Origin of the sequence: Pseudorhodobacter antarcticus (genome assembly GCF_900110135.1) — a bacterium.
In the GTDB taxonomy this organism is placed as follows: Bacteria; Pseudomonadota; Alphaproteobacteria; order Rhodobacterales; family Rhodobacteraceae; genus Pseudorhodobacter; species Pseudorhodobacter antarcticus.
In genome coordinates this window covers 45,132-70,972 of the sequence record NZ_FOCO01000015.1, presented here as the reverse complement: position 1 = coordinate 70,972, position 25,841 = coordinate 45,132, and the positions used below count along the sequence as shown (strand labels likewise).

Sequence of the window (25,841 nt, the reverse complement as noted above, 5' to 3'; positions counted from 1 at the left end):
AGCAACACTACCTCAATTCCCGGCCCCACAGAAACAGCATTCCGCACTCCACCCGTCACGGCTGCGTCATCGCCGCATCCCATTCGGCCAGAAAATTCTCACGCTTTATGCGGTCCAGATAGACCAACAAACCGGGGTCAAGCCGGATGGGCCGCAAATAAGGCTGCAACAAGGATTGGTCCAACGGGGGCAACCCCGCCGCCGTGTCCATCAACCCCCGCCCGCGCGGCGACAACATAAAATCCAGCAGCGCGCCCCCCAACGCCCCCTGCCCCGCCCCCACAGGCACAAACCCCGTGCGCAGCAAGGCGACCGTAAAATCCTCCGGCTCGATCACCACAATATCGGGCGCATCCTTGACCCGGCTTAACGCGTAACTGCCCACAACGTTATAGGCGAGCGTGATATCCCCCGCGACCAAATCATTAATCATCTCGCCCGAACAACAATACAGCCGCGCGTTCAAACGCCCCATCACCTCGGCCAGCCGCCAAAACGCATCGGTCTGGCGCGCGTCTTGGGTCGCAAACAGATAACCCGCCCCCGACACATGCGGGTCATAAGTGCCAATGCGTCCGTTGAACCGCGCGGGGTGCGCGCGCAACAGATCAATCAAATCCCGGCGGGTGCGCGGCATCTCCAACCCCACCATCGCGCGGCGCGATGCCAACAGCACCACAGGCTCCAGCGCGAACCCAAACAATCGATCGCGCCACCGCGCCCACCCCGGCAACCGCGCCACCGCATCCGAGGCATAGCTTGCCGCAAACCCATCATTCGCCAGCTTCATCTGCAAATCCATCGCGGACGAAATCACCAAATCAAACGCCGCCCCCTCATCATGAATGGCGCGGTACACCTCTTGGCTGGATGCCACGACATAGCGCAGGCGCAAATTGGGCCGCCCCACCAAAAACGCCTCAATCAATGGTGCGAAAAACGCGGTGTCGGTGGTGGACAGCACAGCAATTTCCGGCCCCGGCCCATTGCCAAAAACCCGTTCGTCCTCCACCTCAAACGCGCCCGCCATTGTGGCGAACAGGCTTACAGCTGTGGCAAGAATAAACTGGCGCATGTGCCCCCCGTGTCTCGTTCCACCAACTCAAACCGCCCGCCAAGCGCGGCCGCCACCTCGGTCACAATGGTCAACCCCAGCCCCGACCCCACAACATCACCCACATTGCCGCCCCGCGTGAACCGCCCCGACAACTCCGTCAAACCCGCCCCCGACAACCCGCGCCCTTGGTCGCACACCTCCACCCGCACCATGCCCGCATCTGTGGCCAGCACAATGCGCACTTCGGTTTCCACAGCCGAATATTTGATCGCGTTGTCCACCATGTTGCGCAACGCGCTTTCAATCAACAGCGCATCACCCAACACACACAGAGGTGCCGCGTCGCCTTCCACCAGCAGCGTCACCTCGCGCAATTCCGCCGTGGGGCCAAACGCACGGGCAAGGCTGCGGGTGATCTGGCACAAATCCACCGCCACCCCTTCCAACTGGTCGGACCGATAGAGCACCATCGCATGATCCAACAATTGGCTGGCCGACCGCGATGATGCCTCCACCCCCCTAATCATCGACCGCAACCGCACCCGCGTGCGCTCATCAGTTGACTGGCGCAGCGCAATTTCCGCCTCACTGCGCACGGTGGAAAGGGGCGTGCGAATATGATGCGCGGCCTCAGCGATAAAGGTTTCGGTTTGCGACAACGTCCCGCGCAACCGCGCCACAAACCCGTTCAACGCCCCAATCAAGGGCGCGAGTTCACTCGGGGCCGGGTGGCGCACGGGCCGCAAATCGCGGGGGCCGCGACGCCCCACAGCCTCGGCCAATCGGTTGATGGGGTTGAACACCGACCCCGCCGACAGCAAGCTTAACGGCACCGCCAACAGGAAAAACCCCAAGCCGATCAACCCCGCCCGGTTGGCCAATTGGTCCGCAATCGCCGCTTGGCCCTGCCGCGTTTGGCCCACCAAAACCAACACAGGCACCGGGCCTTTGTCCACAATAATTGACCGCGCAACAGCCGCAATCCGCACCCGCGTGTCCAAATACGGCGTGGTGTAAAACACCGCCGCCAGTGACGCAGGCCGCACATCGGGAACGGGCAAATCATCGTATCCCGTCACCGTTTCACCGCCAATATCAATGCGGTAAAACAACCGGTCCTGCCCCACAGCCCCCAACATCGAAAACGTGGCATAGGCAAGGTCAACCTCCACCCCGCCATCCCCGCCGCGCAACTGTTCCGCGATGGACACAGTGGCAGCCCCCAAAATCGCATCCTGCGTGGCCTCGGCGGCACGGTCGGCGGTGGACCGCACAGTGAAATACAACAGCACCGCCAACACCGCCGCCACAACCAATAACTGCACCACCAACCGCGCCCGCAGCGACCCTGTCGCAAACACCGCCCTCATCCGCCCGTCAACCTGTACCCAAGGCCGCGCACCGTCTCTATTCGCGCCAAAGACCCCACCAGCTTTTTGCGCAACCGGCCCACATACACCTCAATCGCATTGTCGCTGACCGTCTCGGCGTATGAAAACAACCGATCACACAGCTGGTCTTTGCTGAATATCTGCCCGGGCGCACCCAGCAAAATCTCAAACAACCGCAGCTCGCGGTTGCGCAAATCGCGCACGTCACTGTCAATCGTTACAGTGGCGGTCAAGGGGTTGAACAACAGATCGCCGTAGCGGCGAACGGTCTGCGCCGCCCCCCCACGCCTGCGCAAAACCGCCCGCACCCGCGCCTCCAACTCCGCAAAATCAAAGGGTTTGGTGATGTAATCATCCGCCCCGCTGTCCAGCACATCGACCCGGTCCGATACGGCGGCGCGCGCGGTCATCACGATTACCGGCGTATCATGGCCCAACCGTCGCTGCGCCTGTAAAAACTGCCGCCCATCCCCATCCGGCAACATAATATCCAGCAAAATCAGGTCATAGCGCGCGGCATTCAAACAATCCTGCGCCTCACTTAATGTCGCTGCCCAATCCACCCCATGCCCGTCCAAGGCCAGTAAATCGCGCACGGGGCGGGCCAATTCCGCACTGTCCTCCACCAGCAAAAACCGCAAAGAAACCTCCCCCACCCGCCGCCGTGACAGGTTCATGTCAGCTTTGACGGGAATCGTCGCGCTTGCAAGGGGGGCGATAACGTCGCACCCTCCAAGCATATAATGTCTGGGAGGACTCATATGAAAATGACCATGCTTAAACTGCTGGGCGCAAGCGCCTTGGCCACTGCAATGACCACGTCATCGGCCTTTGCGATTGAATGTATTGCACCTGCAAACCCCGGCGGCGGCTGGGATTTCACCTGCCGTCAGATCGCCAACATCATGTATGACATCAAAGTGGTGGATGCACCCGTGCAGGTCACCAACATGGCAGGCGGCGGTGGCGGCATCGCCTATGCCAACGTGGTGACCGAGCGTAATGATGATGCGGATGTGTTTGTTGCCGCTTCCTCGGCCACCACCACCCGCCTTGCGCAAAACGCATATGCCGGCATGACCGCCGATCAAGTGCGCTTTGTCGGTGCTATCGGCGCTGATCCGGGCGTGATTGTTGTGGCCAAAGACAGCCCACTGATGACCCTGGCCGACATGGTTGCCGCGATCAAGGCTGATCCGGGTTCTGTCGCCTTTGCTGGCGGTTCCGCGGTTGGCGGCTTTGACCATATGAAACCGCTGCAAATCATGAAGGCCGCCGGCTTTGATGACATCACCAAGATCAAATATATATCGGTGGATGGCGGCGCAGATGCGATCACCCAAACCGTGGGTGGCTTTACCCAAGCGATGACTGGCGACATGTCCGAAATCGTCGGCTTCATCAAATCGGGTGACGTGCGCGCCTTGGCGGTCCTGACCGAAGAACGCGTTCCCGGGTTCGAAGATATCCCCACCGCCCGTGAGCAAGGCTTTGACGTGGTCGCCGTTAACTGGCGCGGCGTTTATGTGCCAAAAGGCATTTCAGACGATCAGTTCAACGTTTGGGCCGAACGCCTGAAGGCGGTTGCCGAAAGCGAGCAGTGGAAAACCGCAATGACCGAAAACGGCCTTGCCCCCTTTACCAAGGTCGGTGGCGACTTCCAGACTTGGGTTGATGGCGTGATTGCCGAAACCGTTGTTCTGTCCCGCGAAATCGGGGTTATCCAGTAATGCGCGGCGACCGGATTTTCGGTCTGGTCATGCTGGTTCTGGCGCTGGGGTATGTCCTCAGCGCCACGACCATCCGCTCCAGCTTCATGTCCGATCCTGTGGGGCCGCGTGTGTTTCCCTACATGGTTGGCGGCGTCACCATGCTGTGCGCCTTGATGATGATGCTGCGGCCAGATCCCGATGTGGAATGGCCGTTGGGCAAGACCCTGCTGAACCTGACCGTCGCCCTCGCAGCCCTGATCGCCTATGCGCTGATGATCAAACCTTTGGGCTTTATCCTGCCCACAATCATCGTCTCTGGCATCTTGTCCTATCAAATCAGCCCCCGTCCACAAATCGCCGCCCTCACGGGTGTTGGTCTTGGCATCGGCCTGTTTGTGCTGTTCAAATTCATCCTCGGCCTCGGCCTCAAAGGCCTGCCCCCTGCCCTGATGGGCTAAGGACACCCCATGGAATTGTTTGATAACCTCGCGCTTGGCTTTTCCATCGCGCTTACGCCCTACACCCTAATGCTGGCGCTGATCGGGTGTTTTGTCGGCACCATCATTGGCGCATTGCCGGGGCTTGGGCCGTCCAACGGGGTGGCCTTGCTTATCCCTATTTCCTTCTCAATGGGGTTCGATGCAATTTCCGCGCTAGTCCTGCTCACCTCCGTTTATTATGGGGCGATGTATGGCGGGCGAATCTCGTCTATCCTGTTGAACATTCCGGGCGATGAACCCGCGATGATGACCACGCTGGACGGCTATCCCATGGCCAAACAGGGCAAGGCGGGCGATGCGCTAGTGATATCGGGCGTGGCGTCGTTTGTGGGCGCGCTGCTGGCAACCATCGGCCTTATGCTGATGGCCCCATGGCTGGCCCGCGTGGCGTTCAAATTCGGCCCCGCCGAATATTTCGCGCTGTATATGCTGGCGTTTTGCACGCTTGGCGGTGTCGGCTCCAACAATCAGGCCAAATCGGCGATGGCCGCCTGTATGGGCCTTGGCATCGCGATGATCGGGCTGGACCAAACCACCAACATGCCGCGCTTTACCTTTGGCAACATGCACCTGTTTGATGGCATCGACTTTCTGGTCGCCATTGTCGGCCTGTTCGCTGTGGCAGAGGTGTTTCATTTCATCGAAACCCACGGCAAAAACTCTGCCATTGGGGTGAAACTGGGCAAGGTCCGCATCCCATGGGCGCTGTTGAACCAGACCAAAGGTGCGATGCTGCGCGGTTCTGGCATCGGCTTTGTCGCGGGTATCTTACCGGGCGCTGGCGCGTCCTTGGGGTCGTTCCTTGCCTATATGGGTGAAAAAGCCGTGGCAAAGGACAAAGAAACCTTTGGCAAGGGCAACCCGCGCGGCGTGGCAGCGCCTGAGGCGGGCAATAACGCCGCCGCCGGGGGCGCGCTTATCCCGATGCTAACGCTGGGCGTGCCCGGCTCTGGCACCACTGCCGTGCTGCTGGCGCTTCTCCTTACCCTCAACATCACCCCCGGGCCCTTGCTGTTTACCGAACGCCCTGATGTGGTGTGGTCGCTGATCGCGGCCCTGTTGATCGCAAACTTCATGCTGCTCATCCTCAACGTGCCGATGGTCAAGGTGTTCGTCAAAATCCTCATGGTGCCCTCCTACATCCTGCTGCCGGGCGTCACCATGATCGCCTTTGTCGGCATTTACTCGCTCACCGGGTCCAGCTTTGACATGCTGTTGATGGTGGCCTTCGGCGTCCTTGGCTACATCTGCCGCAAGATCGACATCCCCACGGTGCCCATCATTCTCGGCATCCTCCTTGGCAACGCGATGGAGGATAACCTGCGCCGCGCCATGATCTTGTCGGATGGTGATTGGCTTTATCTCTTGTCCTCGCCCATCGCGATTGGCCTGTGGATTGCCGCTGTGCTGGGCTTCATTGCGCCCATCTTCCTGCGCCAATTCCTGAAAAAGCCACCACTGCCCACGATGGACGGCGATTGATGCCAACGCGCATCCTTATCCCCTCCGGTGTCCTTTGCCTCGGTTTCGACCGGGATGCCTTGGCCCGGGGGGTCGCCGCCAAACCCGACCTTATAGCAATTGATGGAGGGTCTACCGACTCTGGCCCGTGGTCGCTTGGCGCGGGCCAGTCCAAATATGCGCGGTCGGTGACCAAATCCGAATGGCGCGAATTGATGCTGGCCCGCGCCACCGCTGGCGTGCCTTTGGTGATTGGCACCGCTGGCACCTGCGGGGCCGATGCTTGCGTCGATTGGATGTATGACATCACGCTGGAACTGGCTGCGGAACTTGGCCAATCCTTGCGCATAACCCGTCTCTATTCCGGCCAAACAGCGGCAATCGTGACCGACGCCCTGCACGCTGGCCGCATCAAACCCTTGCACCCTGCCCCGGATATCAGCGCCGAAACCCTGTCCCAAATGAACAACATCGTGGCACTGGCAGGCGCTGAACAAATCCAAGCGGCCCTAAACACCGGCGCCGATATCATCATCGCAGGCCGCACCACCGACACGGCGATCATCGCCGCCCTGCCCTTGATGCGCGGCGACCACGCCGGGGCCGCGTGGCACGGCGCAAAGGTGGCCGAATGTGGCGCGCTGTGTTCCACCAACCCCACATCGGGCGTGATTATGGTCGATTTTGATGATGCGGGCTTTACCGTCGAACCCCTCGCCACAGGGGCCGCCTGCACACCCCATTCCGTTTCCGCCCATATGCTCTATGAAAATTCCGACCCGTTCATTTTGTATGAACCCGGCGGGCATTTGGACGTGACAGGCACGCAATATCACGCGCTGGACGCCACCCGCGTGCGCGCCACAGGCTCCAAATGGGTGCCGGGTCCTTACACGATAAAGCTGGAAGGCGCGCGGGCTGCAGGCTATCAAACCACCCTCCTTGCCGTGCTGCGCGACGCGCATTATGTCTCTAACGCGGCGCTTTGGGTCGAAAAACTGGGTGCGTTTTTAATAGCGCTCATCACCAAACGCATGGGCCTTGACCCCGCAACCTATGATCTGGATTTCCGCTTGATCGGGGCAAATGCCACCTTGGGCGCAATGGAAAACCGCACGGGAACCCCGGTAGAGGTGGGGGTGCTGTTGATCATCACCGCCCCAACCCAAGCCATTGCCTCCGAAATCGGCAAACTCGCCAACCCACACCTGCTGCATTATCCGCTTACGGTGGGCGAGGAGCTGCCAACTTTCGCCTTTCCCTACTCCCCCGCCGGAACCGATCGCGGCGCGCTGTATGAATTTGCCCTGAACCATGTGATGCATCTGGATGACCCTATGCAGGCCTTTAGCCTTGTCACCACGCAGGTGTCGCCATGACCCAAGTGGACGTAATCGCACAAAAAGTCCGCTCCAAAAACGCGGGGCCTTTCTGGGTCACCATTGATGTTTTCTGCGGCAACAGTGCCGCTTTTGACCAGTTGCGCGGCGCTTTGGACACTGGCGCAATTGCCGCCCTTTATCAGCAGCCCGTGACGGCCTTAAAGCGTTTTGACATCACGGATTTGAACGTGATCAAATTCTCGTTTCCGCGCCCTGTGGTGCAAGGCAACAGCAAAGACCGCGACATGCATGGCGCGGCTTGGGCCACCCTGCTGGCCGAATATCAAGTTTAACGTCCAAAACATGCACTATTGCGGCGGTTAGGCCCTGTTTATGGGCGTTCCGCCGTTTCAAATGCAATCATCATGTAGCGGCGCATTAAATTCTAACCACTACATCTAGATCATCTATTTTGCCCACCTCAACCCCAAAACCTTTTCCGCGGAAAAGGTTTTGGGCATCGCCTCACTCAATTTGGTCCAGCAAACTGCGCACCGCGGCCTCCAATTTTCGGCGGTCGATGGTGGAAAAATCGCGCGCCAATCTGATCTCCAAACGCCCTGCCCCGGCCACACATTTCGCCGCCCCTTGCGGTCGCGAAAGTTGAAAACTGGTCTTGGCCTTCGCCTCGGCCGTAGGCCGTCCAGGCCGCAGCGGCGGCGCTTTTTGCTCCGGCATCTCCCCCGCAAAGCGCCGCAAAACGGTCAACTCATCCTCCACGGATCGGTTATCCCAATCCGCCAGTTCGGACTTGATCGCAGCCGCTATCCCCGGCATCTCCTCCATCCGCGCCGACAGCGCCAAGCCCAACGCGCGCGGCACCTCATGCACAAATTGCAACACCTCACCCAAACGATTGACCACAGGGATAAAGCTGCGGATATAGCTGCGCTTGGAATAGCTGGCCGATTTGAACAACAACGCCACCGCCTTGTCCGGGTCGGAAATATCAGTCAGCGGATGCCCCGCATAATCAACCGCCAGCTGCGCCATTTCCGCAAGCGAGATGTCCTTGCGCACCAGATTTTCATCCACCATCCGGCGGTAAAGCGTCTCTAACGCCGCCCCTTTTGCCATGATGCCCGCAGGAATACGCCCATATCTTTCCGTATCCCCCGTCTCTTCCAACAACCGCGTATAGGCTTGAATACGGCGGTAACCCTGCACCAATTCATAGCGCCCATCGCTGCGCTGCTCCACCCGAATGGGGTTGGACAGGCCCAGATCGCGGATCGATTCCACCAACTCGCCCAACTCTTCATCAAAGCCTTTGTGACGGTCGCGGGTCAGTTTGTAGGTTTCAATTTGGTCCAGCGCGATCAAATCAACGATCAAACCCTGCTGCTTCAGCCGCACATGTTCATGCGCCAACGCGTCATTCTCAGAGCGAATTTGGGCTGCAACCTCGTCCCGGCTGCGCAAGCTGTCGGCGTTTTCAACAATGGCAGACGCCATAGGGCCGCGCCGCCCTTCGCCGCCCGCGCCCACACCTACGCCCACACCCGCGCGGGGCAAAACCTTTTCCGCGGAAAAGGTTTCCGCCCCGTCATCTTCGGGCAGATCAATATCAAACATGCGGCGTTTCTTGCTCATGATGTTTTCTCCAGCTTGTCCCATGCGGCCACAACAGTTTCCTTAAATTCCTCATAGGCGCCATCAAACGTGGCCCGCGCTCGCCGCCACGTTTCCCGCGTCATGATGCGGTAATCAATTTCATAGACCGATGACAAAAAGCGCCCAGACTGTTCCACCGCGCGGGTCATCTCAATCGGGTGCTTTGCAACATGTGGGCCAAAAACCTTACCAAACGCTTGAAACATCGCGCGGTGCAACTCATTCCCCGGCTCATACCGCGTCATCAAAAAGCGGATGTCGCAAAACTGTTTGGGCAGCAAAACCTTTTCCGCGGAAAAGGTTTGACCAAAGCCTGCGTTCAAATCGGCCAACGCCTCCGATAACTGACCAATGAAAGAGGTGGTGCTGTCATATTCCCAATAACCGGGGCCGGAAGGGACATAAAGCATGTCAGCCGCGAAAACAGCGTTCATGGATTGATAGCCAATAGCAGGGGGGCAATCGAAGATGATAAGGTCGTAACTGTCATCGGGCAGCGCGTCGAGGTAGCGCGACACGGCGCCAAAAAACGTCCATTCGGGGTTCATGTGACGGTATTGCGCGCTGGCAAATTCCACGAAAGCCGCGTTAGCACAGCTGGGAACAATATCGATGGTTGGCCAATTGGTGGGCATGATGAAATCGGCTACGCGCAAATCACCCAACCCCATGTCGCGGATCGAGGCGGGAATACGGCGCTGGGGCAGGGTGACGCCACTTTCTGCGCCCGTGGCGGTGGCGTTCATCCGATCGGTTTCGCGCAGCAAATCGCGCGCCATGATGCCCCAAACTGTATGTTCTTCGGACACGTCATTTAGGCCCATAGAATGGGACAGGGTGGCTTGCGGATCAAAGTCGACAACCAAAATGCGGTAACCGTCAAGCGCCGCAGCATGGGCCAAATGCAAAGCCACGGTGGATTTGCCAGCACCACCTTTAAAGTTGGCAATAGCCACGCGAAAGGCGCGCTTGCCTGCCGGGCGCGCAGGCATCAAGGATTTGCGGTTTATTTTCATCTTGCGTCGCAGCTCGTTAATCTCTTCCAGGCTGAACCAGCGCTGGCGGCCATCGGGTTCGACCTCTCCGCCCGGCAGGTCGGGTTCGGCGGCAAGACGGCCGCGAAAGGTGGATTGGTTGATCTTGAAGATCAACTCAGACACTTCCCAACTGGAAAATCGGCGCAGCGTTTTTTCAAGCTCGGGCGAGAAGGTTTGACGCCGGATGTGGCTTTGCATTTTGAGGGACTGTGCCTGTAGGTTGGCGAGGTCGATATGGTCGTACATGCGCGATCCGTTCTTTTGTGGACGTTAAAAACTGCTACGTTATCAAATACGCCGGATTTGCACAAAATGCAAAAGCAGAGTTATGATGAACAGGAATTTTTACGATCCCAGAAAAACACCTGCAAAACCTGAAGCAACGATGCGAATCGGTACTGCTGGACAAGGGTGAGGGCCCCATCCGATGTTAGGGGCACCCCCAAGAGAAACACACTTTATTTGGGGTGACAGTTAGGGCCAGAACACCACCCTTAGGGTGACAAAAGCGACGAATAGGGTGACACACTCTACGCCCCCCATTACCGATGAACCTATATCTATAAAATGAATATGAAATAGAACAGCCGCAAAGCCGCCGAGCGGCTGGCAAAGAGACTTGACAGAATCGAACCTTAGGACGCAAATAGGACAGGTTTGGCGAAGAACGTTGGCAAACTGCAAAATTAAGACCCAAAGGGACACAGATCCTTGTTTAAATCAGGCGGGGCAATAGCCCCAACATATGAGAGGCACAGAGCAGTGCTGGTTACCAAACCTGTCGGGCGTGATGCTGCGACCAAAAAATATGATATTTTATCAGCATTGTCAGCTTTTGCTTTGGCACAAGACAAGCACGCACAACGCCGTGTTTTGCGGCTGATGTCGTTGATTACCACCCGGTACAATTGGCAGCGGAACGAATTGTCGATGGGACAAGAGGACATAGCGCGGCTGTGGTCTGTGGATTTGCGCACGGTGAAGCGCGAGATGGCAAAGTTGCGGGCAATGGGGTGGTTAGTTGAAACACGCGGGGCAGCGCGGGGCAGGGTGGCGCTGCATGGGATCGACCTTGGTCTGATTATGGCGGACACAAAGGGCGTTTGGGCCAATATAGGGCCTGATTTTATAGATCGCCAAGGGATGCCCACCCCGCCGGCGCAGACAAGTAATGTGGTGCCTTTCCAAATGCCACAAGCCGTTTGCGGCGATGGGTCAGTTTGGGTGCAGGCGCAAGCGGCGTTTGAAGCGCAAGATGGTGCGGCTTATTCCGCGTGGATTGCGCGACTGGCAGAAGTGGACCGCTTGGGTGCCACATTGTCACTGTTGGCCCCATCGCGGTTTCACAAAACCTATGTTGAGACACATTTACTGGACCGCTTGCTGCGCATTGTGCGGCGGATTGATCCGTCTGTTGCGGGCATTAAGATTGACGTTTGACGCGAAATTGGACTGTTTTCCACAATCCTAATGATTAATTTGCCTTGATTTTGAGCAGGGGCGCGTTCGGAATTGATGAAGATTTAAGGGCGCGACACACATGCGTTTTGCCCCTGCGCAGCGGGATCGCTTGGTGTATAGCGGTTCGCATATCACATAGGCTGCGACGTGCAGCCTGACAGGGGGGGCGGAATATGACTGTTCGGTTTGGCGTTTTGGGTGCGGGGCGCATTGGTCAAGTGCATGCGCGAGCGATTGCATCGGTGCCGGGGGCGGTGTTGGTAGCGATTGCGGACCCTGTGCAGGCCGCAGCACAGGCGGTGCGCGATGCCTATGGCTGCGATATTCGCACGATTGATGCGATTGCGGGGTCGGATGATATTGACGCCGTGGTGATATGCACGCCCACTGACACCCATGCCGATTTGATCGAACAGCTTGCGCGGGCGGGCAAGGCGATTTTTTGCGAAAAGCCGGTGGATTTGTCACTGGCGCGGGTGCGGGCCTGTTTGACCACGGTGGAGGAGACGGGCGCGCGGTTGATGGTGGGATTTCAGCGGCGGTTTGACCCGGATTTCCAAGCGTTGCGCGCGGCGATTGATGCCGGACGAATTGGTGACGTTGAGATGGTAACGCTGACATCACGCGATCCGGGCGCGCCGCCGGTGGACTATATCAAGCGGTCGGGCGGGATTTTTCGGGACATGACCATCCATGATTTTGACGTGGCCCGCTGGATGCTGGGTGAAGAGGTGGCCACGGTTTATGCCGTGGCGTCCAATCTTGTGGACCCCGCGATTGGAGCGGCGGGCGATTATGATAGTGCGACGGTGGTGATGACCACGGCCAGCGGCAAGCATTGCACAATCACCAACAGCCGCCGCGCCACCTATGGGTATGACCAGCGGATTGAGGTGCATGGCTCGGGTGGGGCGGTGTCGGTGGGCAACCATCACCAGTCGAGGATTACGGTGGCGAATGGGGACGGCTATGTGCAGCCGCCGCTGTTGGATTTCTTTATGACTAGGTATTTGGCCGCCTATGCCGCTGAAATCGCATCATTTGTTGCGGCGTTGCAGACGGGTGGCGCGATGGTGGCCACGGGGCATGACGGGTTGATGGCGCTGGCGCTGGCGGATGCGGCGTTGTTGTCGGTGCAAACCGGGCGTGTGGTTTTGGTGGCGGATGTGTTGGCCGCCTAGCCGTTGCCGCGCCCGGCGATGTAGCCCAAAGTGACGGCCGCCAACAGGCCGTTGCCGGACAAATAACCGCTGTCGCCGCTGCCTGACACACCGCAGGCAGCCCCGCCTGTGGCAAAAAACGTCTCGAACATGACCCCGTTGGTGCGTTTGACGGCAGCGGTGGCGGGGTCTACCTCTAAACCGCCTTGAGTGTGGAACAGTGCGCCCGTGACCTTGACCGCGTGGACCGGCGGCGCGAGGGGGGGCGTTTGCCAGTCGCGGCCAAAGGCATCGGGGCCGGATTGTGGGATGTTAGACAAGGTTTTGCTTAGGTTTGTCTTTGGCAGGCCTGTTGCGGTGGCAAGGTCTGCGATGGTCTGTGTGGTGAGGACCGCACCTTGCTTTTCGGCGTTTTTGAAATCTTCGAACTGGCGGGCGATGGATGCGATGCGACTGTCGAACAGGACCCAAGCGGTGCCGCCGGGTTGTGCCAGCACGGCGCGGGCCGCCTCGGAATAGCCCAGTGATTCGTTCCAAAACCGGTCACCATTCAAGTTAACCTGCACGCCGCCTTGGGTGATCGTGGCCCAAGTTATCAGGATGCCGTGCGGGTGGGCGACATTGCCGTGGCCTTGATAGGCACCTAAGTGAGTGGTTTTTGCGCCCAAGGCTGCGCCCCATGTTACCGCCTCGCCGCGGTTGCCATCGTGGCCGAACCAGATGGCGCGGTCGATGTTGGGCATGTGTTGCGACACCATTGCGCGGTTGCCGCCAAAGCCGTTGCAAGCAAGGATAAGGCGGTCGCAGGCCACGGTTTCCAAAGTGCCATCGGGCAATTGCAGCTGTGCGCCGGTGATTTCACCGTTTTGGGTGAACAGCGTGGTGGCGCGGCGGTTGCAGATCAGCGGAATCTCGAGCGCGTCGATACGGCTGCGCAGCGCGTCGATAAGTTCGCGGCCAGACCGGGTGGGCAGGCCGTGCATCCGGCGGCGGCTGTGGCCGGGATAATCGAAATCAGTGATGACCGAGAAGGGTAGACCGTGGGTTTTGGTGAGCCATTCGATGACCAGACCAGCGGTTTGGGCCATAATAGAGACCAAATCGGAGTCGTTTTCGCCTTTGGCCTTGGCTTGGATATCAGCGGCGAACAGGGTGGGGGTGTCGGTGATATTGGCGCGCGTTTGAAACTGGGTGCCCGCCGCTGGAATTAACCCGGCGCTGAGGGCGGTGGAGCCTGCGGGTGTACTGTCCGCTTCAATTACCAAAACGTCTTGGCCGGATTCATGTGCTGAGAGGGCGGCGACCATGCCAGCCGCCCCTGCGCCAATGATCAAGGTTTGGACCTTTAGGTCGTAGTTTGGGGGCGGTGGGGCGATGTTAGGATTTACCATCAAACCGCTTTCCAAGGGCCAGCATTTCGGGGGTGCCGATGGCGGTGTTCAGCCCATCAAAATCATGCATACGGTCCGAAAATGGCTTATTAGACCCTGATTTCAGCAGGCTTGCGTAATAGCTTTCAGCAGTTTTTGCCAAGGCGCGCACGATGCCGCCGGGGAAAATGACGATGTCAAACCCGATGTCTTGCAGGGTGGCGGCCGATGAAATGGGCGTGGCCCCGCCTTCGACCATATTGGCGAGCAGGGGGACACGGCCAGCGAAGGTTTGGGCGATTTTGGTCAGCTCGTCGCGGTCGCGCGGGGCCTCGATGAACAAAACATCGGCGCCGGCGTCGATATATTGGCCTGCGCGGTCGATGGCGGCGTCGAACCCCTCCACGGCGATTGCATCGGTGCGGGCGATGATCAGGGTGTCATGGCGGCGGGCATCGGCCATGGCGGCGATTTTGCCGACCATTTCGGCAGGCAAAATCAAGGATTTATCGGCCAGATGACCGCAGCGTTTGGGATATGTTTGATCCTCCACCTGCAAGGCGTGCGCGCCTGCGCGCTCATAGGTTTGCATCGTGCGCCGGGCGTTCAGCGCGTTGCCAAAACCTGTATCGGCGTCTATGATCACGGGCAGGTCGGTACGGTCCGCGATTAGGGCCATGGTATCAGCCATTTCCGATGCGGTGGTCAGGCCAATGTCGGGGCGGCCAAGGCGGGTGTAGGCAACGGCGGCGCCTGAAAGATACAGTGCCTCAAACCCCGCATCGGTGGCGAGGGCGGCTGTTAGGCCGTCATAGACACCCGGAGCGAGCAGAATTCGCGGGGATTTCAGGCGGGCGCGCAGGGTCATAGAGTGCCCCCGATCATTGTGACAACTTGTTCGCAGGTGGCGATTTGCGTGACGGAACCGAGGGAAATGAGCGTGGCGTCATGCACTTCGTTGTTAAAAGCGGCGCAGCCGTCGGAAAGTAAAATCGTGTGAATGTTGCGCAGGTGGGCATCGCGGACGGTGGAGGCGACGCCGCCATTGGTCACGATACCGCCAATGATCAGCGTATCAATTTTCAGTGCGCGCAGGATGTATTCGAGCCGGGTTTGGTAAAAGGCGGAATAGGCAACTTTTTCCACCGTATAATCGGCAGGGGCCAAATTGTCGGTCAAGGCATGGCCAAAACTGCCGGGGGCAAAGTCGCCTTTGGCGAGGAACGGGCGCAGTTTTTTAAGGTGGGGCGCGATGAGGGGTTCATCGTCGCGGCCCGGAACAAGGGTGAATTGGGCAGAGATATAAGTCCCACCTGCCTGTGTAAGAGCCAATTTTAGGGGTGCAATGCGGTCTGGCAGGGCGGCGATCCGAGGTTCGGCAAGGCCTGCGCGGCTGTAAGCTCCTTTGGGGTGCAGAAAATCGTTCTGCAGATCTATGGTCAACAAGGCCGTGGTGGCAGGGGTCATGGTGCGGCCCTTTCGATCAATGTGTTGCCGTAAGCATCGACTTTGCCGACCAATCCGGGTTCGATCAACACGGTTGTGTCGGGTTGCTCCAAGATTGCGGGGCCGTGGACTTCGGCACCGACGGGCAAAGAAAGGCGGTGATAGAGACGGGTTTCATGCCAAGCATCACCGAAATGCACTTGGCGCGTGCCTTTAAAAGACGCATCAACGCTGCCGCCTTTGGGGGCGAGGGTGGCCAGATCAAAGCGCGGTCTGCGCCCAGTGATGGCAGAGCGCAGGTTGATGACGCGGCGGGTGCCGTTTTGCAACAGGCGGCCATAGGTGGCGAGGTAGGCGGCGTCAAAAGCGGCGGCGATTTCGGATTCCGTGGGGGGCGTGACGGTGCCATTGGTGACCGTGATCGGCAGCGGCACGGGCACGGTGTGGGTTTGGCCCAGATAGGCCATATCCAGCGCAAATTCAGTATCGCGGCGGTCAAACCGGGTTTTGGCAGCGTCCAAAGTGGAGGTGCCCGCGTCTACATGCGCCTGCATGAAGGCGGCGAGGTTGGGCAGGTTGATGCCCGAAAGCCCGGCGTTGACGGTTTGCACGAAATCCTGGCGCATGTCGGCGATCACACAGCCCATGGCCGATGTGACGCCGGGATAGCGGGGCACGATGGCGCGGGCGAGGCCCACCTCAGCCAGCATGGCGCCGGAATGGAGGGCACCACCGCCGCCAAAGGGCATGAAAGCAAAGCGTTCGGGGTCGAACCCGCGTTCAATGGAAACGAGGCGGAGCGCGCCAGCCATGCGGCTGTTGGCGACGCGCAAAATAGCCTCGGCACCTTGGATGGCGGTGAGGCCGAGGGGCTTGCCGACATGCTCAACGATGGCGGCGGCGGCGGCGTCCACATCCAACCGTGTGAGTTTGCCGCCGATGGGGTTGTCGGGGTCAATGCGGCCCAGCACCACATTCGCATCGGTGACGGTGGGGCGGGTGTTGCCCTGACCATACGCGACCGGGCCGGGGGTGGAGCCTGCGCTTTCTGGGCCGATGTTCAACAGACCGCCTTTGTCGACCCACGCGATGGAGCCGCCACCCGCGCCGATGGTGGTAATCTCGATCATGGGAGATCGGACGACCATGCCAAAGTCGATGGATGTTTGGTGTGACAGCATGGACTGGCCCTTTGCGATTAGGCTGACATCAAAGGAGGTGCCGCCCATATCGCCTGTGATCACATCCGGGAATCCAGCGGCCTGCGCAATATAGCCTGCGGCGATGACCCCTGCGGCGGGGCCAGACAGCGCGGTGCGCACGGGCAGTTTGGCGGCGGTATCAACGCCCATCACGCCGCCGTTTGATTGCACGATCATAAATTCGCCGCCAAAGCCGTTTTGTTTTAGCGCGGTTTCCAGCCGGGCGAGGTAGCCCGACACCTCGGGTTGCAAATAAGCGTTGAGGGCGGTGGTGGAGAAGCGTTCAAATTCGCGAATCTCGGGTAGGATTTCGGAGGAGGCGGAGACATGGGCGTTGGGCCAGATTTCACGTACCGCCGCCACGGCGAGGCGTTCGTTTTCGGCATTGGCATAGCTGTTGGCAAACAAAATAGCGCAGGCGAGGCAGCCATCGTCGATCAACTGCTGGGCGGCGGCGCGCACGGCGTCAAGATTGACGGGGGTGCGGATGGTGCCATCGGCCAGCGTGCGTTCGGGCACCTCTAGTCGCAGGGCGCGGTCGACGATGGGGGTGAAATTGCCGCGCAGGCCCCAAGTACGGGGGCGGTCGCGGCGGCGCATTTCCAGCACATCGCGCAGGCCCGTGGTGGTGATCACGCCGATGCGCGCGCCTTTGCGTTCCAGCAGGGCGTTGGTGCCAGCCGTGGTGCCGTGAACGACGACCGAGACGGTGGAAAGATCGGCCACGCGGCCCATAATGCCCGCCAGAAACCCGGTGGATTGGTCGGGGCGGGTGGTGGGGACTTTAGCCACCTCTGCCAGCCCGGTCGATTCGTCGAGGACGAAAATATCGGTGAAGGTGCCGCCAACATCGACGCCGATCATGCGGTGTGCGGTGGTCATTTTGTCACCTTTTTCCATGCGGGGCCGTATGCGGTTGTGGCGTTTTCGGGGGTTATTAGGCCGTTTGCAATATCATGCGCCACATCTGCGGGGGCGCGTTTGGACGCGGGGCCGTAGCCACCACCGCCCGGCGTATCAAGGCGCACGGATTGGCCCTGTTGCAGTTTGATGCCGACCATTTTTGACGCCATGGGCGGGGTGTGCCAGCCATCCGCCTGTTCATACGAAAACACGTTTAGGGCGGCATTGGCCCCGCCTGCAACACCTTTGGGCGCGAAACGGCCACGTTCACCGAACAGAAAAGCGGTGGCATTGTCGGCCAGCACCTCAATTTCATAGGTGGCCCCCATGCCGCCGCGATGCTGGCCTGCGCCTGCGCTGTCGGGGCGCAGCGCCCATTGTTTGAACATGACGGGATAAGCGGCCTCCAAAATCTCCATTGGGGGGATGGTGGCGGTGGAAATGGGGGCGTTGCCGTGGTTGAGGCCGTCGCCGTCGCTGCTGCCGCCATGGCCGCCACCGTAAAAGCTGAACATCACCCAAGGTTGGCCGTTGGGGCGTTTTCCGGAAATGGAAAGCGCGTTGATGGTGCCGTAAGCGTTGGCCACCACGCGGTCGGGGGCGGCCTGCGATGCGGCGGCAAAAATTACATCGACCATGCGCAGGATGGTTTCGGTGTAACCGCCGACCGGGGCAGGAAAGGGGGCGGCGAGCAAGGACCCCTCGGGGATGATGACCTTGATCGGGCGCATGACGCCGTTGTTGGCGGGCAGGCTGGGGAAGATGTGTTTGATCGCGACATAAGCGGTTGCCACGGCGGTGGGCAGGGCGATGTTCACGGGGCCAGCGCAGCGCGGTGCGGTGCCTGTGAAATCCAGCGTCATTTCGTCGCCCTTGATGGTCAGCGCGACTTTGATCGTCAGTGGCGTGTCGGTGATGCCGTCATTGTCGAGAAAATCCATCGCCTGCCAGCACCCATCGGGGAGGTCGGTCAGTTCGGCGCGCATCAGGGTTTCGGCGCGGTCCTGCAAGGCATCGAGGGCGGTGCGCACGGTATCGGCGCCGTATTCAGCCAGCAGTTCATCAAGTCGTTTGACGCCGAGGTCCAGCGCGCCGAGTTGGCCGTTCAGATCGCCCTGCGCCGATTGCGGCAGGCGGGTGTTGCGCATCAGGATGTCAATGATGTCGGTCTGGATTTTACCCGCTTTGGCAAGGCGGACGGGGGGCAGGATAAACGCCTCTTGAAACGCATCGGTGGCGGCGGGGTTATAGTTGCCTGGAACGGCCCCCCCCACATCATGCCAATGGCCGACCGAGGCGAGGTAGCAAAACAAAGCGCCGTTGTGGAAATAGGGCCGAACAAGGCGCATATCGCTAAGATGGGTGCCGCCCATGTGGGCATCGTTGAAAATATAAATGTCGCCATCGGCCAGATCGCCATGTTCGGCGGCCTTTTCAATCACGGCTTTGACGGCAAATGACATGACGCCGACGAAAATGGGTAGGCCGGATTTGCCTTGGATCAGCGTGTCACCGGTCTGCGCGTGATAGAGGCCGTGGGAGGCGTCATGCGCCTCGGCTATGATAGGGTTGAAGGCGGCGCGAAACAAGGTGGCGTCCATTTCATCCGCGATTTGTTCCATGCGGCCTGCAAGAACGGCCAGCGTGATCGGGTCGATGGGGTGGGTCATGAGGTGGCCTTTGTTTCTGCTTTGGTTTCTGCGATGTCGTTCCAGACGTCTTGGCGGGTGATGCGGCCTGCGACCAGTTCAAAGCGGTCGATGAAGCGGATGCCGTTGAACGGTGTGCCATCCGGCCATTCGCCCGACAGGGTGCCACGGCAATAGACGATTGCAGCAGCGCCCGGCGATTGCAGCGCGTCATACCCCTCATAGGTTTTTTGCACAAAGCGGTAGCGGGGTTTGGCCCAAGCGATCAGTTGTTCCAGCGTGGTCATGGGGGCGGTGCCGGGGAATGTCATGGTGAAAGCGAGGTCCAGCAGGGCGCGGGCGGTGTTAAGATCGCGCGCCTCCATCGCCTGCAAATAGGTTTGCACGATTTGGGTTGGATCTGGCAAGGCGGGTGCGGGGGTGCGATGCTGGCCGCCGCGCATGTAGGCGGCGGGGGCCATTTCATGAACCATCACGCTGACAGCCTCGGGCATCGCGGGGATAACGCTGCGGGAGGCGTGGGTGAGGGCGGTACACAAGCGCGATTTATCATCATCGCTGTAGCCTTGCAGCACATGGATTTCGATTACGGGCATCGGCGCCTCCATTTCAAACCTGTATTATTGGTAATACAGATTATTAGGCCCGCATAGGTCAAATATTTTGATCTTTGGCAGATAGATTTCTTGCTTTTGCAAAATCCGTTGATAGGGTGGGTGGAATTGTGGGGGCAGATATGGGATTGACGCTGGCATCATCGGCAACAAAAGGGCTTCCGGATGGGGGCAAGGCACAGCGCGTTTTCTTGCATTTGCATCAGGAAATTGCGCGCGGGGCCTATGCGCCGGGGTCTGTTTTGCCGGGCGAGCAAAAGCTGGCGGTGACGCTGGGCGTGTCGCGGGTCACGGTGCGCCGCGCGCTGGATGTGCTGGAGGCGGACGGGCTGATTGAACGGCGCGCAGGGTCGGGCACGGTTGTTTGTGCGCAAAAGGCCAGCCCGACCATGGCGGCGGATTTCAGCACCTTGATGCCGCAATTGGTGGAAATGGGGCAAAACACCACGGCGCGGTTGTTGTCGTTTAGTTATGGCGTGCCGCCTGCGGGCGTGGCCGCCGCGATGGGGCTGGACGGTCAGGCGCGGGTGCAAGCGGCGGTGCGGTTGCGGCTGGTGGAGGGTGAGCCGTTTTCGCATTTGACCACTTGGGTGCCCGAAGCGATTGCGCAGAATTACACGGAGGCAGAGCTGGCGACCACGCCCCTGTACCGTTTGCTGGAACGGTCGGGGGTGAAGGTGGATGCGGCGCATCAGACGGTAAGCGCGACGCTGGCATCGCCCGAAGTGGCGGAAGCGTTGGGGGTTAGGGTTGGCGCGCCGTTGTTGTCGCTGGACCGTGTGGTGCGCGATGAGGAAGGGCGGGGGGTGGAATATTTGGCCGCGCTGTACCGCCCCGAAATGTTCCGTTTGGAAATGACGATGAGCCATGTTGGCACCGGAAAAACCCGCCATTGGGAACCCGTGATCAATCTCGCACGGCGCGAGGCTGCGGAATGAGTGCGCCACAGACCCTGTTTGCGAAGCTTTGGGCCGCGCATGAGGTGATGCAGCGCGCCGATGGCATGTCGCTTTTGTGGGTCGATCGGCATTTGGTGCATGAAGGGTCGCACCACGCCTTTGCCAAGCTGGCGGCGCGGGGGATGGCGGTGGCAGCACCCGACCTGACCTTTGGCGTGGTGGACCATTATGCGCCGACGCGGCCGGGGGCGGTGGCCCCTGATATTCGGCGGATGATTGATACCTTGGGGCAAAATGCGGCGGCGCAGGGGATACGGCTGTTTGATTTGCGTGACCCGGGGCAGGGGATTGTGCATGTTGTGGGGCCGGAACAAGGACTAACCTTGCCCGGATTGCTGATCAACTGCGGCGACAGCCACACGTCGACGCATGGCGCGCTGGGGGCGTTGGCGTTTGGCGTTGGGGCGACGGAGGTGGCGCATATTCTGGCCACGCAGACGATTTGGCAGCGCAAACCAAAGGTGATGCGCATCATGGTGACGGGTGCGTTGGGGGCGGGGGTCGCGGCCAAAGATTTGGCGCTGCACTGGATTGCGAAATTTGGTGCGGACGGCGCGCGCGGCCATGCCATTGAATATGCAGGCCCCGCGATTGACACGATGAGCATTGAGGGGCGGCTGACCCTGTGCAACCTGAGCATTGAAGGCGGCGCGCGGTTGGGATTGATTGCGCCCGATCAGGTGACGTTCGACTATTTGCAGGGCCGTGCCTTTGCGCCCAAAGGGGCGGCGTGGGATTCAGCGGTGGCCGACTGGCGGGCGCTGCGCACGGATGCGGGCGCGGTGTTTGACCGGGAGGTTACGATTGACGCAAGTACGATTGCGCCGACCGTGACATGGGGCACATCGCCGGAGGAGGCGCTGCCAATCACGGGCCATGTGCCGGACCCCGCGCTGTTGGCGGCGGGCGCGCAAGCGCAGGCGCGCGCCACGCTGGATTATATGGGCCTGACGCCGGGGATGGCGTTGGCGGGCGTGGCGGTGGATGAGGTGTTCATCGGGTCGTGTACCAACGGCCGGATTGAGGACTTGCGGCTGGCGGCGGCGGTGTTGGCGGGGCGCAAATCGCGGGTGCCGGGGCTGGTGTCGCCGGGATCCGCGCTGGTGAAACGGCAGGCGGAGGCGGAGGGGTTGGCGCAGATATTCGTCGGTGCGGGGCTGGAATGGGCCGATGCAGGGTGTTCGATGTGTGTGGGCATGAACGGTGATTTGGTGGCGGCGGGGCAGCGCTGTGCATCATCGACCAACCGCAATTTTCGCGGGCGGCAAGGGCGCGGTGCGCGCACCCATTTGATGAGCCCGGCGATGGTCGCCGCTGCCGCTGTGATGGGGTATCTGGCCGATGTGCGGCCCCTGTTGGAGGGGCGAGTATGAGCGGTTGGCACGTGATTGAGGGGCGTGCTGTGGCGTTGGCGCAAGAAAACATCGACACCGATCAGTTGATTCCGGCGCGGTTTATGTCTGCGCCGCGCAGTACGGGCTATGGCGGGTTTTTGCTGCATGACGCGCGCCAAGATGATACGGGGCATGTTTTGAACCGCTTTGCAGGGACGAGCGTTTTGGTGACGCGGCGCAATTTTGGCAGCGGGTCCAGCCGCGAGGCGGCGGTGTATGCGCTGGTGGATTTTGGGGTGCGCGCGGTGTTTGCCCCCAGCTTTGGCGATATTTTTGCGGGCAATGCAGTGAACAACGGCTTGTTGCCTGCAAGGCTGCCAGCAGAGGAGATTGAGGCGTTGATTGAAGCCTTGGGGTCCAATGATGCGCTGGCGCGGGTGGATTTGAACGCGAGGCAGGCGGTGATTGGTGGTCATGCGGTGGTGTTCGATCTGGACCCCTTGTGGCAGCAAAAGCTGGTGAACGGCTGGGATGATATTGACCTGACCACCCAGCACCAAGCGCAGATTTTACAGTTTCGGGCGGCGCGGTTTGCGGCGCATCAGTGGGCCGCGCCCACAGTTTAAAAACGGGGCCGCCCTTGCCGAAAGGGGGCAGGCCAAAACCAAAGGGGTGCAAAAAGTGCCCCATCAACCGGGAGAACGACAAGATGAAGTACAATATTATCGGTGCGATCCTTGCGACCACAGCCCTGACCACAACCGCATTTGCCGAGGATACGCTGACGGCGGTGCATGCGTTCCCAGAATCGCTGATCTATACCAAGTCGTTTTTGGAGTTTGTGGATAAGGTGAACACCGCAGGCGCGGGCGTGGTGAAGATCGAAGTGCGCGGCGGGCCAGAGGCGATTGGCATGTTCCAGCAGCCCGACGCGGTGCGTGAGGGTGTGGTAGATATGGTGTACACACCGGGCAGTTTTTACGCAGGGGCCTTGCCTGAAAAAGACGCGCTGGTGACATCGAACATTACGGCGGTTGAGGCGCGGGCCAATGGCGGCATCGCGTTGATTGATGAAATTCATCAGGAAAAAATGGGCGTCAAATACCTTGGCTGGTTTGATAGCAACGTCTGTTACAACCTGTGGACGCGGGATGAGCCGAAGTTGGATGCCAATGGCAACTTGGATGTATCGGGCCTGAAACTGCGCGGCAATGCGGTTTATAACGCGTTTTTCACCGATTATCTGGGCGCGCAAGTGATCGATTTGCCAACGACCGAGGTCTATTCCGCGCTGGAAAAAGGCGTGGTGGATGCGACGGGCTGGACGCAGATTGGTTTGATCGACCTGAAGTGGAATGAATTTTTGAACTATCGGATTGAGCCGTGTTTCTTTTCCACCGATCTGGGCACGATTATCAATTTGGAAAAGTGGAACAGTTTGACCGACGCATCGCGCCAGATTTTGCAAGATGTGGCGATTGCGCATGAGGCGGAAAGTGCGGCCAAACTGGGTGCTGTGCGCGATGCCGATTTTGCGGCACTGGACGCGGCGGGGATGAAGGTTGTAACCTTGGCACCGGATGCCGCAGCGGCTTATTTGGCGGCCGCAACCCAAAGCACATGGGACCGGATGAAGGGTTTGATGGCGGAAAGCCCGCAGGGTGACGGCAATTATGACCGCCTGCTGGAACTGTTCTACGTCAAATAAACAGGTCGCGGTGCGCCGATGGGATTTGCGCGCCGCATTTTATTCGGGAAAGGGCGTGGGATGATCGGCAAATTCTATCGTGGGTTTTTATACCTGATGGCTGGGGTTGCCGGGTTCATGCTGATCTGGCTGATGTTTTCGGTCATCACGTCCGTTTTGATGCGCAATGCAGGGCTGCAACCCTTTGCTTGGCTGTTCACATCATCCGAATACGCGATTTTATACATGACCATGCTGGGCGCGCCGTGGTTGGTGCGCGAAAAAGGGCATGTGCATATTGAACTGGTCACGGCCGCGCTGCCCGCGCCTGCGCGCCGTGTGGTTAGCCGAGGGGTGGCGGCGCTGTGCGTGTTGGTTTGCGTGATTTTGGCGTGGAAAGGGGCGGAATTGTTTTTGGGAAATATCGCGCGCAATGATTTGGATGTGCGGGCCTATTATTTTCCGAAATGGATTTTGACCATCGCGTTTCCGGTCAGTTTCGGGCTGATGGCCATTGAATTTTCGCGGTTTGTGTTTGGCAAAGACCTGATGCATTCGGGCGAAGCGGGGATACACGAATAATGGAATGGTATAGCGCGCTGGCCCTTTTGCTGGGCTCAATCCTGTTGTTGATGGCGATCGGGATGCCTGTGGCGCTGGCGTTTTTGGCGGCTAATATTGTGGGCGCATGGATTTTTATGGGCGGTGCCAAGGGCATTACCTTGCTGCTGAACAACGGGTTTGGCGGGTTGACCAATTATGCGTTGGTGCCGATCCCGTTGTTTTTGCTGATGGGGGAGATATTCTTTCACACTGGGCTTGGCGCGCGGATGTTCAACGCAATTGACAAGCTGTTGGGGAAATTGCCGGGGCGGTTGTCTTATGTCACCGTGATGGGCGGCACGGCCTTTGCCACGTTGTCGGGGTCATCGATGGGGTCCACCGCGTTGTTGGGCAGTTTGATGGTGCCGGAAATGACCGCGCGCGGCTATAAAAAGCATATGTCGATTGGGCCGATTTTGGGTACTGGCGGGCTGGCGATTATCATTCCGCCGTCCGCGTTGGCGGTGCTGCTGGCGACTTTGGCGAAAATTGATGTGGGCGCGTTGTTGATTGCGGGGATTGTGCCGGGGTTGGTTTTGGCCTGCCTGTACATCGGTGTGATCTTTTTGCAGACCAAGTTAGACCCGCACGCCGCCCCGCCGTATGAGGTGGAGGCGCTGACATTCGGGCAGAAGATGCGGTTGCTGATGGGCGATGTGTTGCCAATGATTTCGGTGATGGTGCTGATCGTGATTGGCATGGTCGCAGGGTTTATGACCCCGTCTGAGGCGGCGGCGTTTGGCGCGTTGGGGGTGCTGATTTTGGCGCTGCTGTTTCGCTGCCTGACATGGGAAGCGATGAAAAAATCCGTGATCGGCGCGCTGCGGGTGACGTTGATGGCCTATCTAATCGTGTTCGGGTCGGCCACGTTCAGCCAGTTACTGGCATTTTCGGGCGCGTCCAGCGGGTTGATTGATTGGGCGACATCGTTCGACCTCGCCCCCATCGCGATGTTGATGGTGATGTTTTCGGTGCTGTTGTTGCTGGGCATGTTCATGGAGCAGATTTCCATGATGCTGCTGACGGTGCCAATCTTTTTCCCATTGGCGGCGACGCTGGGGTTTGACCCGATTTGGTTTGGCATCATCGTTTTGCTGGCGCTGGAGATCAGCTTTACCACGCCGCCGTTCGGGCTGTTGTTGTTTGTGATGAAAGGGGTCGCCCCCAAGGACACGACGATGCGCGATATTTATGTTTCCGCCTTTCCCTATATCGGGTGTTCGATGCTGTTGGTGGCGTTACTGATCGCGTTTCCACAGATCGCGCTGTGGTTACCGGGGCTGTAGGGGGCTTGATTGG

At 59.5% G+C, this 25,841-nt stretch carries 24 protein-coding genes; 13 read left to right on the top strand and 11 right to left on the bottom strand.

The genetic code is table 11. The annotated features are described in order from the left end of the window. Positions 1 to 55: 55 nt before the first annotated feature. From BMY36_RS09590 to BMY36_RS09580, 3 genes are read right to left on the bottom strand one after another with little or no spacing between them, the layout of a single operon-like run. Positions 56 to 1,075 carry an ABC transporter substrate-binding protein gene (locus BMY36_RS09590; RefSeq protein WP_050519698.1) on the bottom strand — a complete coding sequence of 340 codons (1,020 nt, stop codon included), beginning with the start codon at positions 1,073 to 1,075 and terminating at the stop codon, positions 56 to 58. Continuing rightward, a complete protein-coding gene (locus BMY36_RS09585) occupies positions 1,045 to 2,427 on the bottom strand; it encodes a sensor histidine kinase (RefSeq protein WP_050519699.1) in 1,383 nt (460 codons plus the stop codon). The genes BMY36_RS09590 and BMY36_RS09585 overlap by 31 nt, the downstream gene beginning before the upstream one ends. After that, positions 2,424 to 3,089 carry a response regulator transcription factor gene (locus BMY36_RS09580; protein WP_050519749.1) on the bottom strand — a complete coding sequence of 222 codons (666 nt, stop codon included), beginning with the start codon at positions 3,087 to 3,089 and terminating at the stop codon, positions 2,424 to 2,426. Before BMY36_RS09580 ends, BMY36_RS09585 begins: the two co-directional genes overlap by 4 nt. Positions 3,090 to 3,209: 120 nt before the next feature. On the opposite strand from BMY36_RS09580, the gene BMY36_RS09575 reads away from it, so the two are divergent. Genes BMY36_RS09575 through BMY36_RS09555 form a run of 5 tightly spaced genes read left to right on the top strand, consistent with a single transcriptional unit; the run spans position 3,210 to position 7,796 of the window. Next, on the top strand, positions 3,210 to 4,178 hold the full coding sequence (locus BMY36_RS09575; protein ID WP_074818667.1) for a Bug family tripartite tricarboxylate transporter substrate binding protein: 969 nt from the start codon (positions 3,210 to 3,212) through the stop codon (positions 4,176 to 4,178). Then, the gene (locus tag BMY36_RS09570; protein WP_050519700.1) at positions 4,178 to 4,618 is read left to right on the top strand and encodes a tripartite tricarboxylate transporter TctB family protein; all 441 of its coding nucleotides are present in this window, start codon (positions 4,178 to 4,180) and stop codon (positions 4,616 to 4,618) included. Before BMY36_RS09575 ends, BMY36_RS09570 begins: the two co-directional genes overlap by 1 nt. 9 nt (positions 4,619 to 4,627) lie before the next feature. Further along, complete coding sequence (locus BMY36_RS09565; protein WP_050519701.1) at positions 4,628 to 6,142, top strand: tripartite tricarboxylate transporter permease; 1,515 nt, start codon at positions 4,628 to 4,630, stop codon at positions 6,140 to 6,142. Then, complete coding sequence (locus tag BMY36_RS09560; protein ID WP_050519702.1) at positions 6,142 to 7,500, top strand: acyclic terpene utilization AtuA family protein; 1,359 nt, start codon at positions 6,142 to 6,144, stop codon at positions 7,498 to 7,500. The genes BMY36_RS09565 and BMY36_RS09560 overlap by 1 nt, the downstream gene beginning before the upstream one ends. Next, positions 7,497 to 7,796 (top strand): DUF4387 family protein, encoded by a 300-nt coding sequence (locus tag BMY36_RS09555; protein ID WP_050519703.1) that lies wholly within the window; start codon positions 7,497 to 7,499, stop codon positions 7,794 to 7,796. The genes BMY36_RS09560 and BMY36_RS09555 overlap by 4 nt, the downstream gene beginning before the upstream one ends. Positions 7,797 to 7,968: 172 nt before the next feature. Here the strand turns inward: BMY36_RS09555 and BMY36_RS09550 are convergent, their stop codons facing one another. Both BMY36_RS09550 and BMY36_RS09545 read right to left on the bottom strand, forming a co-directional pair. Next, positions 7,969 to 9,096, bottom strand: coding sequence for a ParB/RepB/Spo0J family partition protein (locus BMY36_RS09550; RefSeq protein WP_050519704.1), 1,128 nt, complete (start codon positions 9,094 to 9,096; stop codon positions 7,969 to 7,971). After that, positions 9,093 to 10,400, bottom strand: coding sequence for an AAA family ATPase (locus tag BMY36_RS09545; RefSeq protein WP_050519705.1), 1,308 nt, complete (start codon positions 10,398 to 10,400; stop codon positions 9,093 to 9,095). Before BMY36_RS09545 ends, BMY36_RS09550 begins: the two co-directional genes overlap by 4 nt. A 516-nt stretch (positions 10,401 to 10,916) precedes the next feature. On the opposite strand from BMY36_RS09545, the gene BMY36_RS09540 reads away from it, so the two are divergent. Both BMY36_RS09540 and iolG read left to right on the top strand, forming a co-directional pair. Further along, a complete protein-coding gene (locus BMY36_RS09540; RefSeq protein ID WP_050519706.1) occupies positions 10,917 to 11,594 on the top strand; it encodes a chromosomal replication initiator protein DnaA in 678 nt (225 codons plus the stop codon). A gap of 194 nt (positions 11,595 to 11,788) precedes the next feature. After that, on the top strand, positions 11,789 to 12,796 hold the full coding sequence (iolG, locus tag BMY36_RS09535; protein WP_050519707.1) for an inositol 2-dehydrogenase: 1,008 nt from the start codon (positions 11,789 to 11,791) through the stop codon (positions 12,794 to 12,796). On the opposite strand, the gene BMY36_RS09530 is transcribed toward iolG, so the two are convergent. The 6 genes from BMY36_RS09530 to BMY36_RS09505 are packed head-to-tail and all read right to left on the bottom strand — an operon-like array spanning position 12,793 to position 19,941. Then, entirely contained in the window at positions 12,793 to 14,166 is a 1,374-nt protein-coding gene (locus BMY36_RS09530; protein WP_050519708.1) for an FAD-dependent oxidoreductase, read from the bottom strand. The two genes, iolG and BMY36_RS09530, sit on opposite strands and share 4 nt — an antisense overlap. After that, positions 14,153 to 15,013 carry an isocitrate lyase/PEP mutase family protein gene (locus BMY36_RS09525; RefSeq protein ID WP_050519709.1) on the bottom strand — a complete coding sequence of 287 codons (861 nt, stop codon included), beginning with the start codon at positions 15,011 to 15,013 and terminating at the stop codon, positions 14,153 to 14,155. Before BMY36_RS09525 ends, BMY36_RS09530 begins: the two co-directional genes overlap by 14 nt. Further along, entirely contained in the window at positions 15,010 to 15,612 is a 603-nt protein-coding gene (locus BMY36_RS09520) for a cysteine hydrolase family protein (protein ID WP_050519710.1), read from the bottom strand. Before BMY36_RS09520 ends, BMY36_RS09525 begins: the two co-directional genes overlap by 4 nt. Then, positions 15,609 to 17,675: a hydantoinase/oxoprolinase family protein gene (locus tag BMY36_RS09515; RefSeq protein WP_050519751.1), complete on the bottom strand. Its 2,067-nt coding sequence runs from the start codon at positions 17,673 to 17,675 to the stop codon at positions 15,609 to 15,611. The genes BMY36_RS09520 and BMY36_RS09515 overlap by 4 nt, the downstream gene beginning before the upstream one ends. Further along, on the bottom strand, positions 17,672 to 19,366 hold the full coding sequence (locus tag BMY36_RS09510; RefSeq protein ID WP_050519711.1) for a hydantoinase B/oxoprolinase family protein: 1,695 nt from the start codon (positions 19,364 to 19,366) through the stop codon (positions 17,672 to 17,674). Before BMY36_RS09510 ends, BMY36_RS09515 begins: the two co-directional genes overlap by 4 nt. Further along, the gene (locus BMY36_RS09505; RefSeq protein ID WP_050519752.1) at positions 19,363 to 19,941 is read right to left on the bottom strand and encodes a tautomerase family protein; all 579 of its coding nucleotides are present in this window, start codon (positions 19,939 to 19,941) and stop codon (positions 19,363 to 19,365) included. Before BMY36_RS09505 ends, BMY36_RS09510 begins: the two co-directional genes overlap by 4 nt. 140 nt (positions 19,942 to 20,081) lie before the next feature. On the opposite strand from BMY36_RS09505, the gene BMY36_RS09500 reads away from it, so the two are divergent. The 6 genes from BMY36_RS09500 (at position 20,082) to BMY36_RS09475 (ending at position 25,828) form a co-directional block, all read left to right on the top strand. Beyond that, a complete protein-coding gene (locus BMY36_RS09500; RefSeq protein WP_050519753.1) occupies positions 20,082 to 20,897 on the top strand; it encodes a GntR family transcriptional regulator in 816 nt (271 codons plus the stop codon). Further along, on the top strand, positions 20,894 to 22,291 hold the full coding sequence (gene leuC, locus BMY36_RS09495; RefSeq protein WP_050519712.1) for a 3-isopropylmalate dehydratase large subunit: 1,398 nt from the start codon (positions 20,894 to 20,896) through the stop codon (positions 22,289 to 22,291). The genes BMY36_RS09500 and leuC overlap by 4 nt, the downstream gene beginning before the upstream one ends. Then, entirely contained in the window at positions 22,288 to 22,878 is a 591-nt protein-coding gene (gene leuD / locus BMY36_RS09490) for a 3-isopropylmalate dehydratase small subunit (protein ID WP_050519713.1), read from the top strand. The genes leuC and leuD overlap by 4 nt, the downstream gene beginning before the upstream one ends. An 83-nt stretch (positions 22,879 to 22,961) precedes the next feature. Continuing rightward, on the top strand, positions 22,962 to 23,960 hold the full coding sequence (gene dctP, locus BMY36_RS09485) for a TRAP transporter substrate-binding protein DctP (protein ID WP_050519714.1): 999 nt from the start codon (positions 22,962 to 22,964) through the stop codon (positions 23,958 to 23,960). 60 nt (positions 23,961 to 24,020) lie between these two features. After that, complete coding sequence (locus BMY36_RS09480) at positions 24,021 to 24,521, top strand: TRAP transporter small permease (RefSeq protein WP_050519754.1); 501 nt, start codon at positions 24,021 to 24,023, stop codon at positions 24,519 to 24,521. Next, entirely contained in the window at positions 24,521 to 25,828 is a 1,308-nt protein-coding gene (locus BMY36_RS09475; RefSeq protein ID WP_050519715.1) for a TRAP transporter large permease, read from the top strand. The genes BMY36_RS09480 and BMY36_RS09475 overlap by 1 nt, the downstream gene beginning before the upstream one ends. Positions 25,829 to 25,841: the final 13 nt, after the last annotated feature.

Coding starts and splice junctions, on each gene's coding strand:
- BMY36_RS09515 (WP_050519751.1), bottom strand. CDS start 17,675: ATGACCACCGCACACCGCATGATCGGCGTCGATGTTGGCGGCACCTTC.
- BMY36_RS09585 (WP_050519699.1), bottom strand. CDS start 2,427: ATGAGGGCGGTGTTTGCGACAGGGTCGCTGCGGGCGCGGTTGGTGGTG.
- BMY36_RS09565 (WP_050519701.1), top strand. CDS start 4,628: ATGGAATTGTTTGATAACCTCGCGCTTGGCTTTTCCATCGCGCTTACG.
- BMY36_RS09475 (WP_050519715.1), top strand. CDS start 24,521: ATGGAATGGTATAGCGCGCTGGCCCTTTTGCTGGGCTCAATCCTGTTG.
- BMY36_RS09525 (WP_050519709.1), bottom strand. CDS start 15,013: ATGACCCTGCGCGCCCGCCTGAAATCCCCGCGAATTCTGCTCGCTCCG.
- BMY36_RS09505 (WP_050519752.1), bottom strand. CDS start 19,941: ATGCCCGTAATCGAAATCCATGTGCTGCAAGGCTACAGCGATGATGAT.
- BMY36_RS09510 (WP_050519711.1), bottom strand. CDS start 19,366: ATGACCCACCCCATCGACCCGATCACGCTGGCCGTTCTTGCAGGCCGC.
- BMY36_RS09500 (WP_050519753.1), top strand. CDS start 20,082: ATGGGATTGACGCTGGCATCATCGGCAACAAAAGGGCTTCCGGATGGG.
- leuD (WP_050519713.1), top strand. CDS start 22,288: ATGAGCGGTTGGCACGTGATTGAGGGGCGTGCTGTGGCGTTGGCGCAA.
- BMY36_RS09575 (WP_074818667.1), top strand. CDS start 3,210: ATGAAAATGACCATGCTTAAACTGCTGGGCGCAAGCGCCTTGGCCACT.
- BMY36_RS09530 (WP_050519708.1), bottom strand. CDS start 14,166: ATGGTAAATCCTAACATCGCCCCACCGCCCCCAAACTACGACCTAAAG.
- BMY36_RS09590 (WP_050519698.1), bottom strand. CDS start 1,075: ATGCGCCAGTTTATTCTTGCCACAGCTGTAAGCCTGTTCGCCACAATG.
- BMY36_RS09520 (WP_050519710.1), bottom strand. CDS start 15,612: ATGACCCCTGCCACCACGGCCTTGTTGACCATAGATCTGCAGAACGAT.
- BMY36_RS09550 (WP_050519704.1), bottom strand. CDS start 9,096: ATGAGCAAGAAACGCCGCATGTTTGATATTGATCTGCCCGAAGATGAC.
- BMY36_RS09555 (WP_050519703.1), top strand. CDS start 7,497: ATGACCCAAGTGGACGTAATCGCACAAAAAGTCCGCTCCAAAAACGCG.
- dctP (WP_050519714.1), top strand. CDS start 22,962: ATGAAGTACAATATTATCGGTGCGATCCTTGCGACCACAGCCCTGACC.
- BMY36_RS09560 (WP_050519702.1), top strand. CDS start 6,142: ATGCCAACGCGCATCCTTATCCCCTCCGGTGTCCTTTGCCTCGGTTTC.
- BMY36_RS09545 (WP_050519705.1), bottom strand. CDS start 10,400: ATGTACGACCATATCGACCTCGCCAACCTACAGGCACAGTCCCTCAAA.
- iolG (WP_050519707.1), top strand. CDS start 11,789: ATGACTGTTCGGTTTGGCGTTTTGGGTGCGGGGCGCATTGGTCAAGTG.
- BMY36_RS09570 (WP_050519700.1), top strand. CDS start 4,178: ATGCGCGGCGACCGGATTTTCGGTCTGGTCATGCTGGTTCTGGCGCTG.
- BMY36_RS09480 (WP_050519754.1), top strand. CDS start 24,021: ATGATCGGCAAATTCTATCGTGGGTTTTTATACCTGATGGCTGGGGTT.
- leuC (WP_050519712.1), top strand. CDS start 20,894: ATGAGTGCGCCACAGACCCTGTTTGCGAAGCTTTGGGCCGCGCATGAG.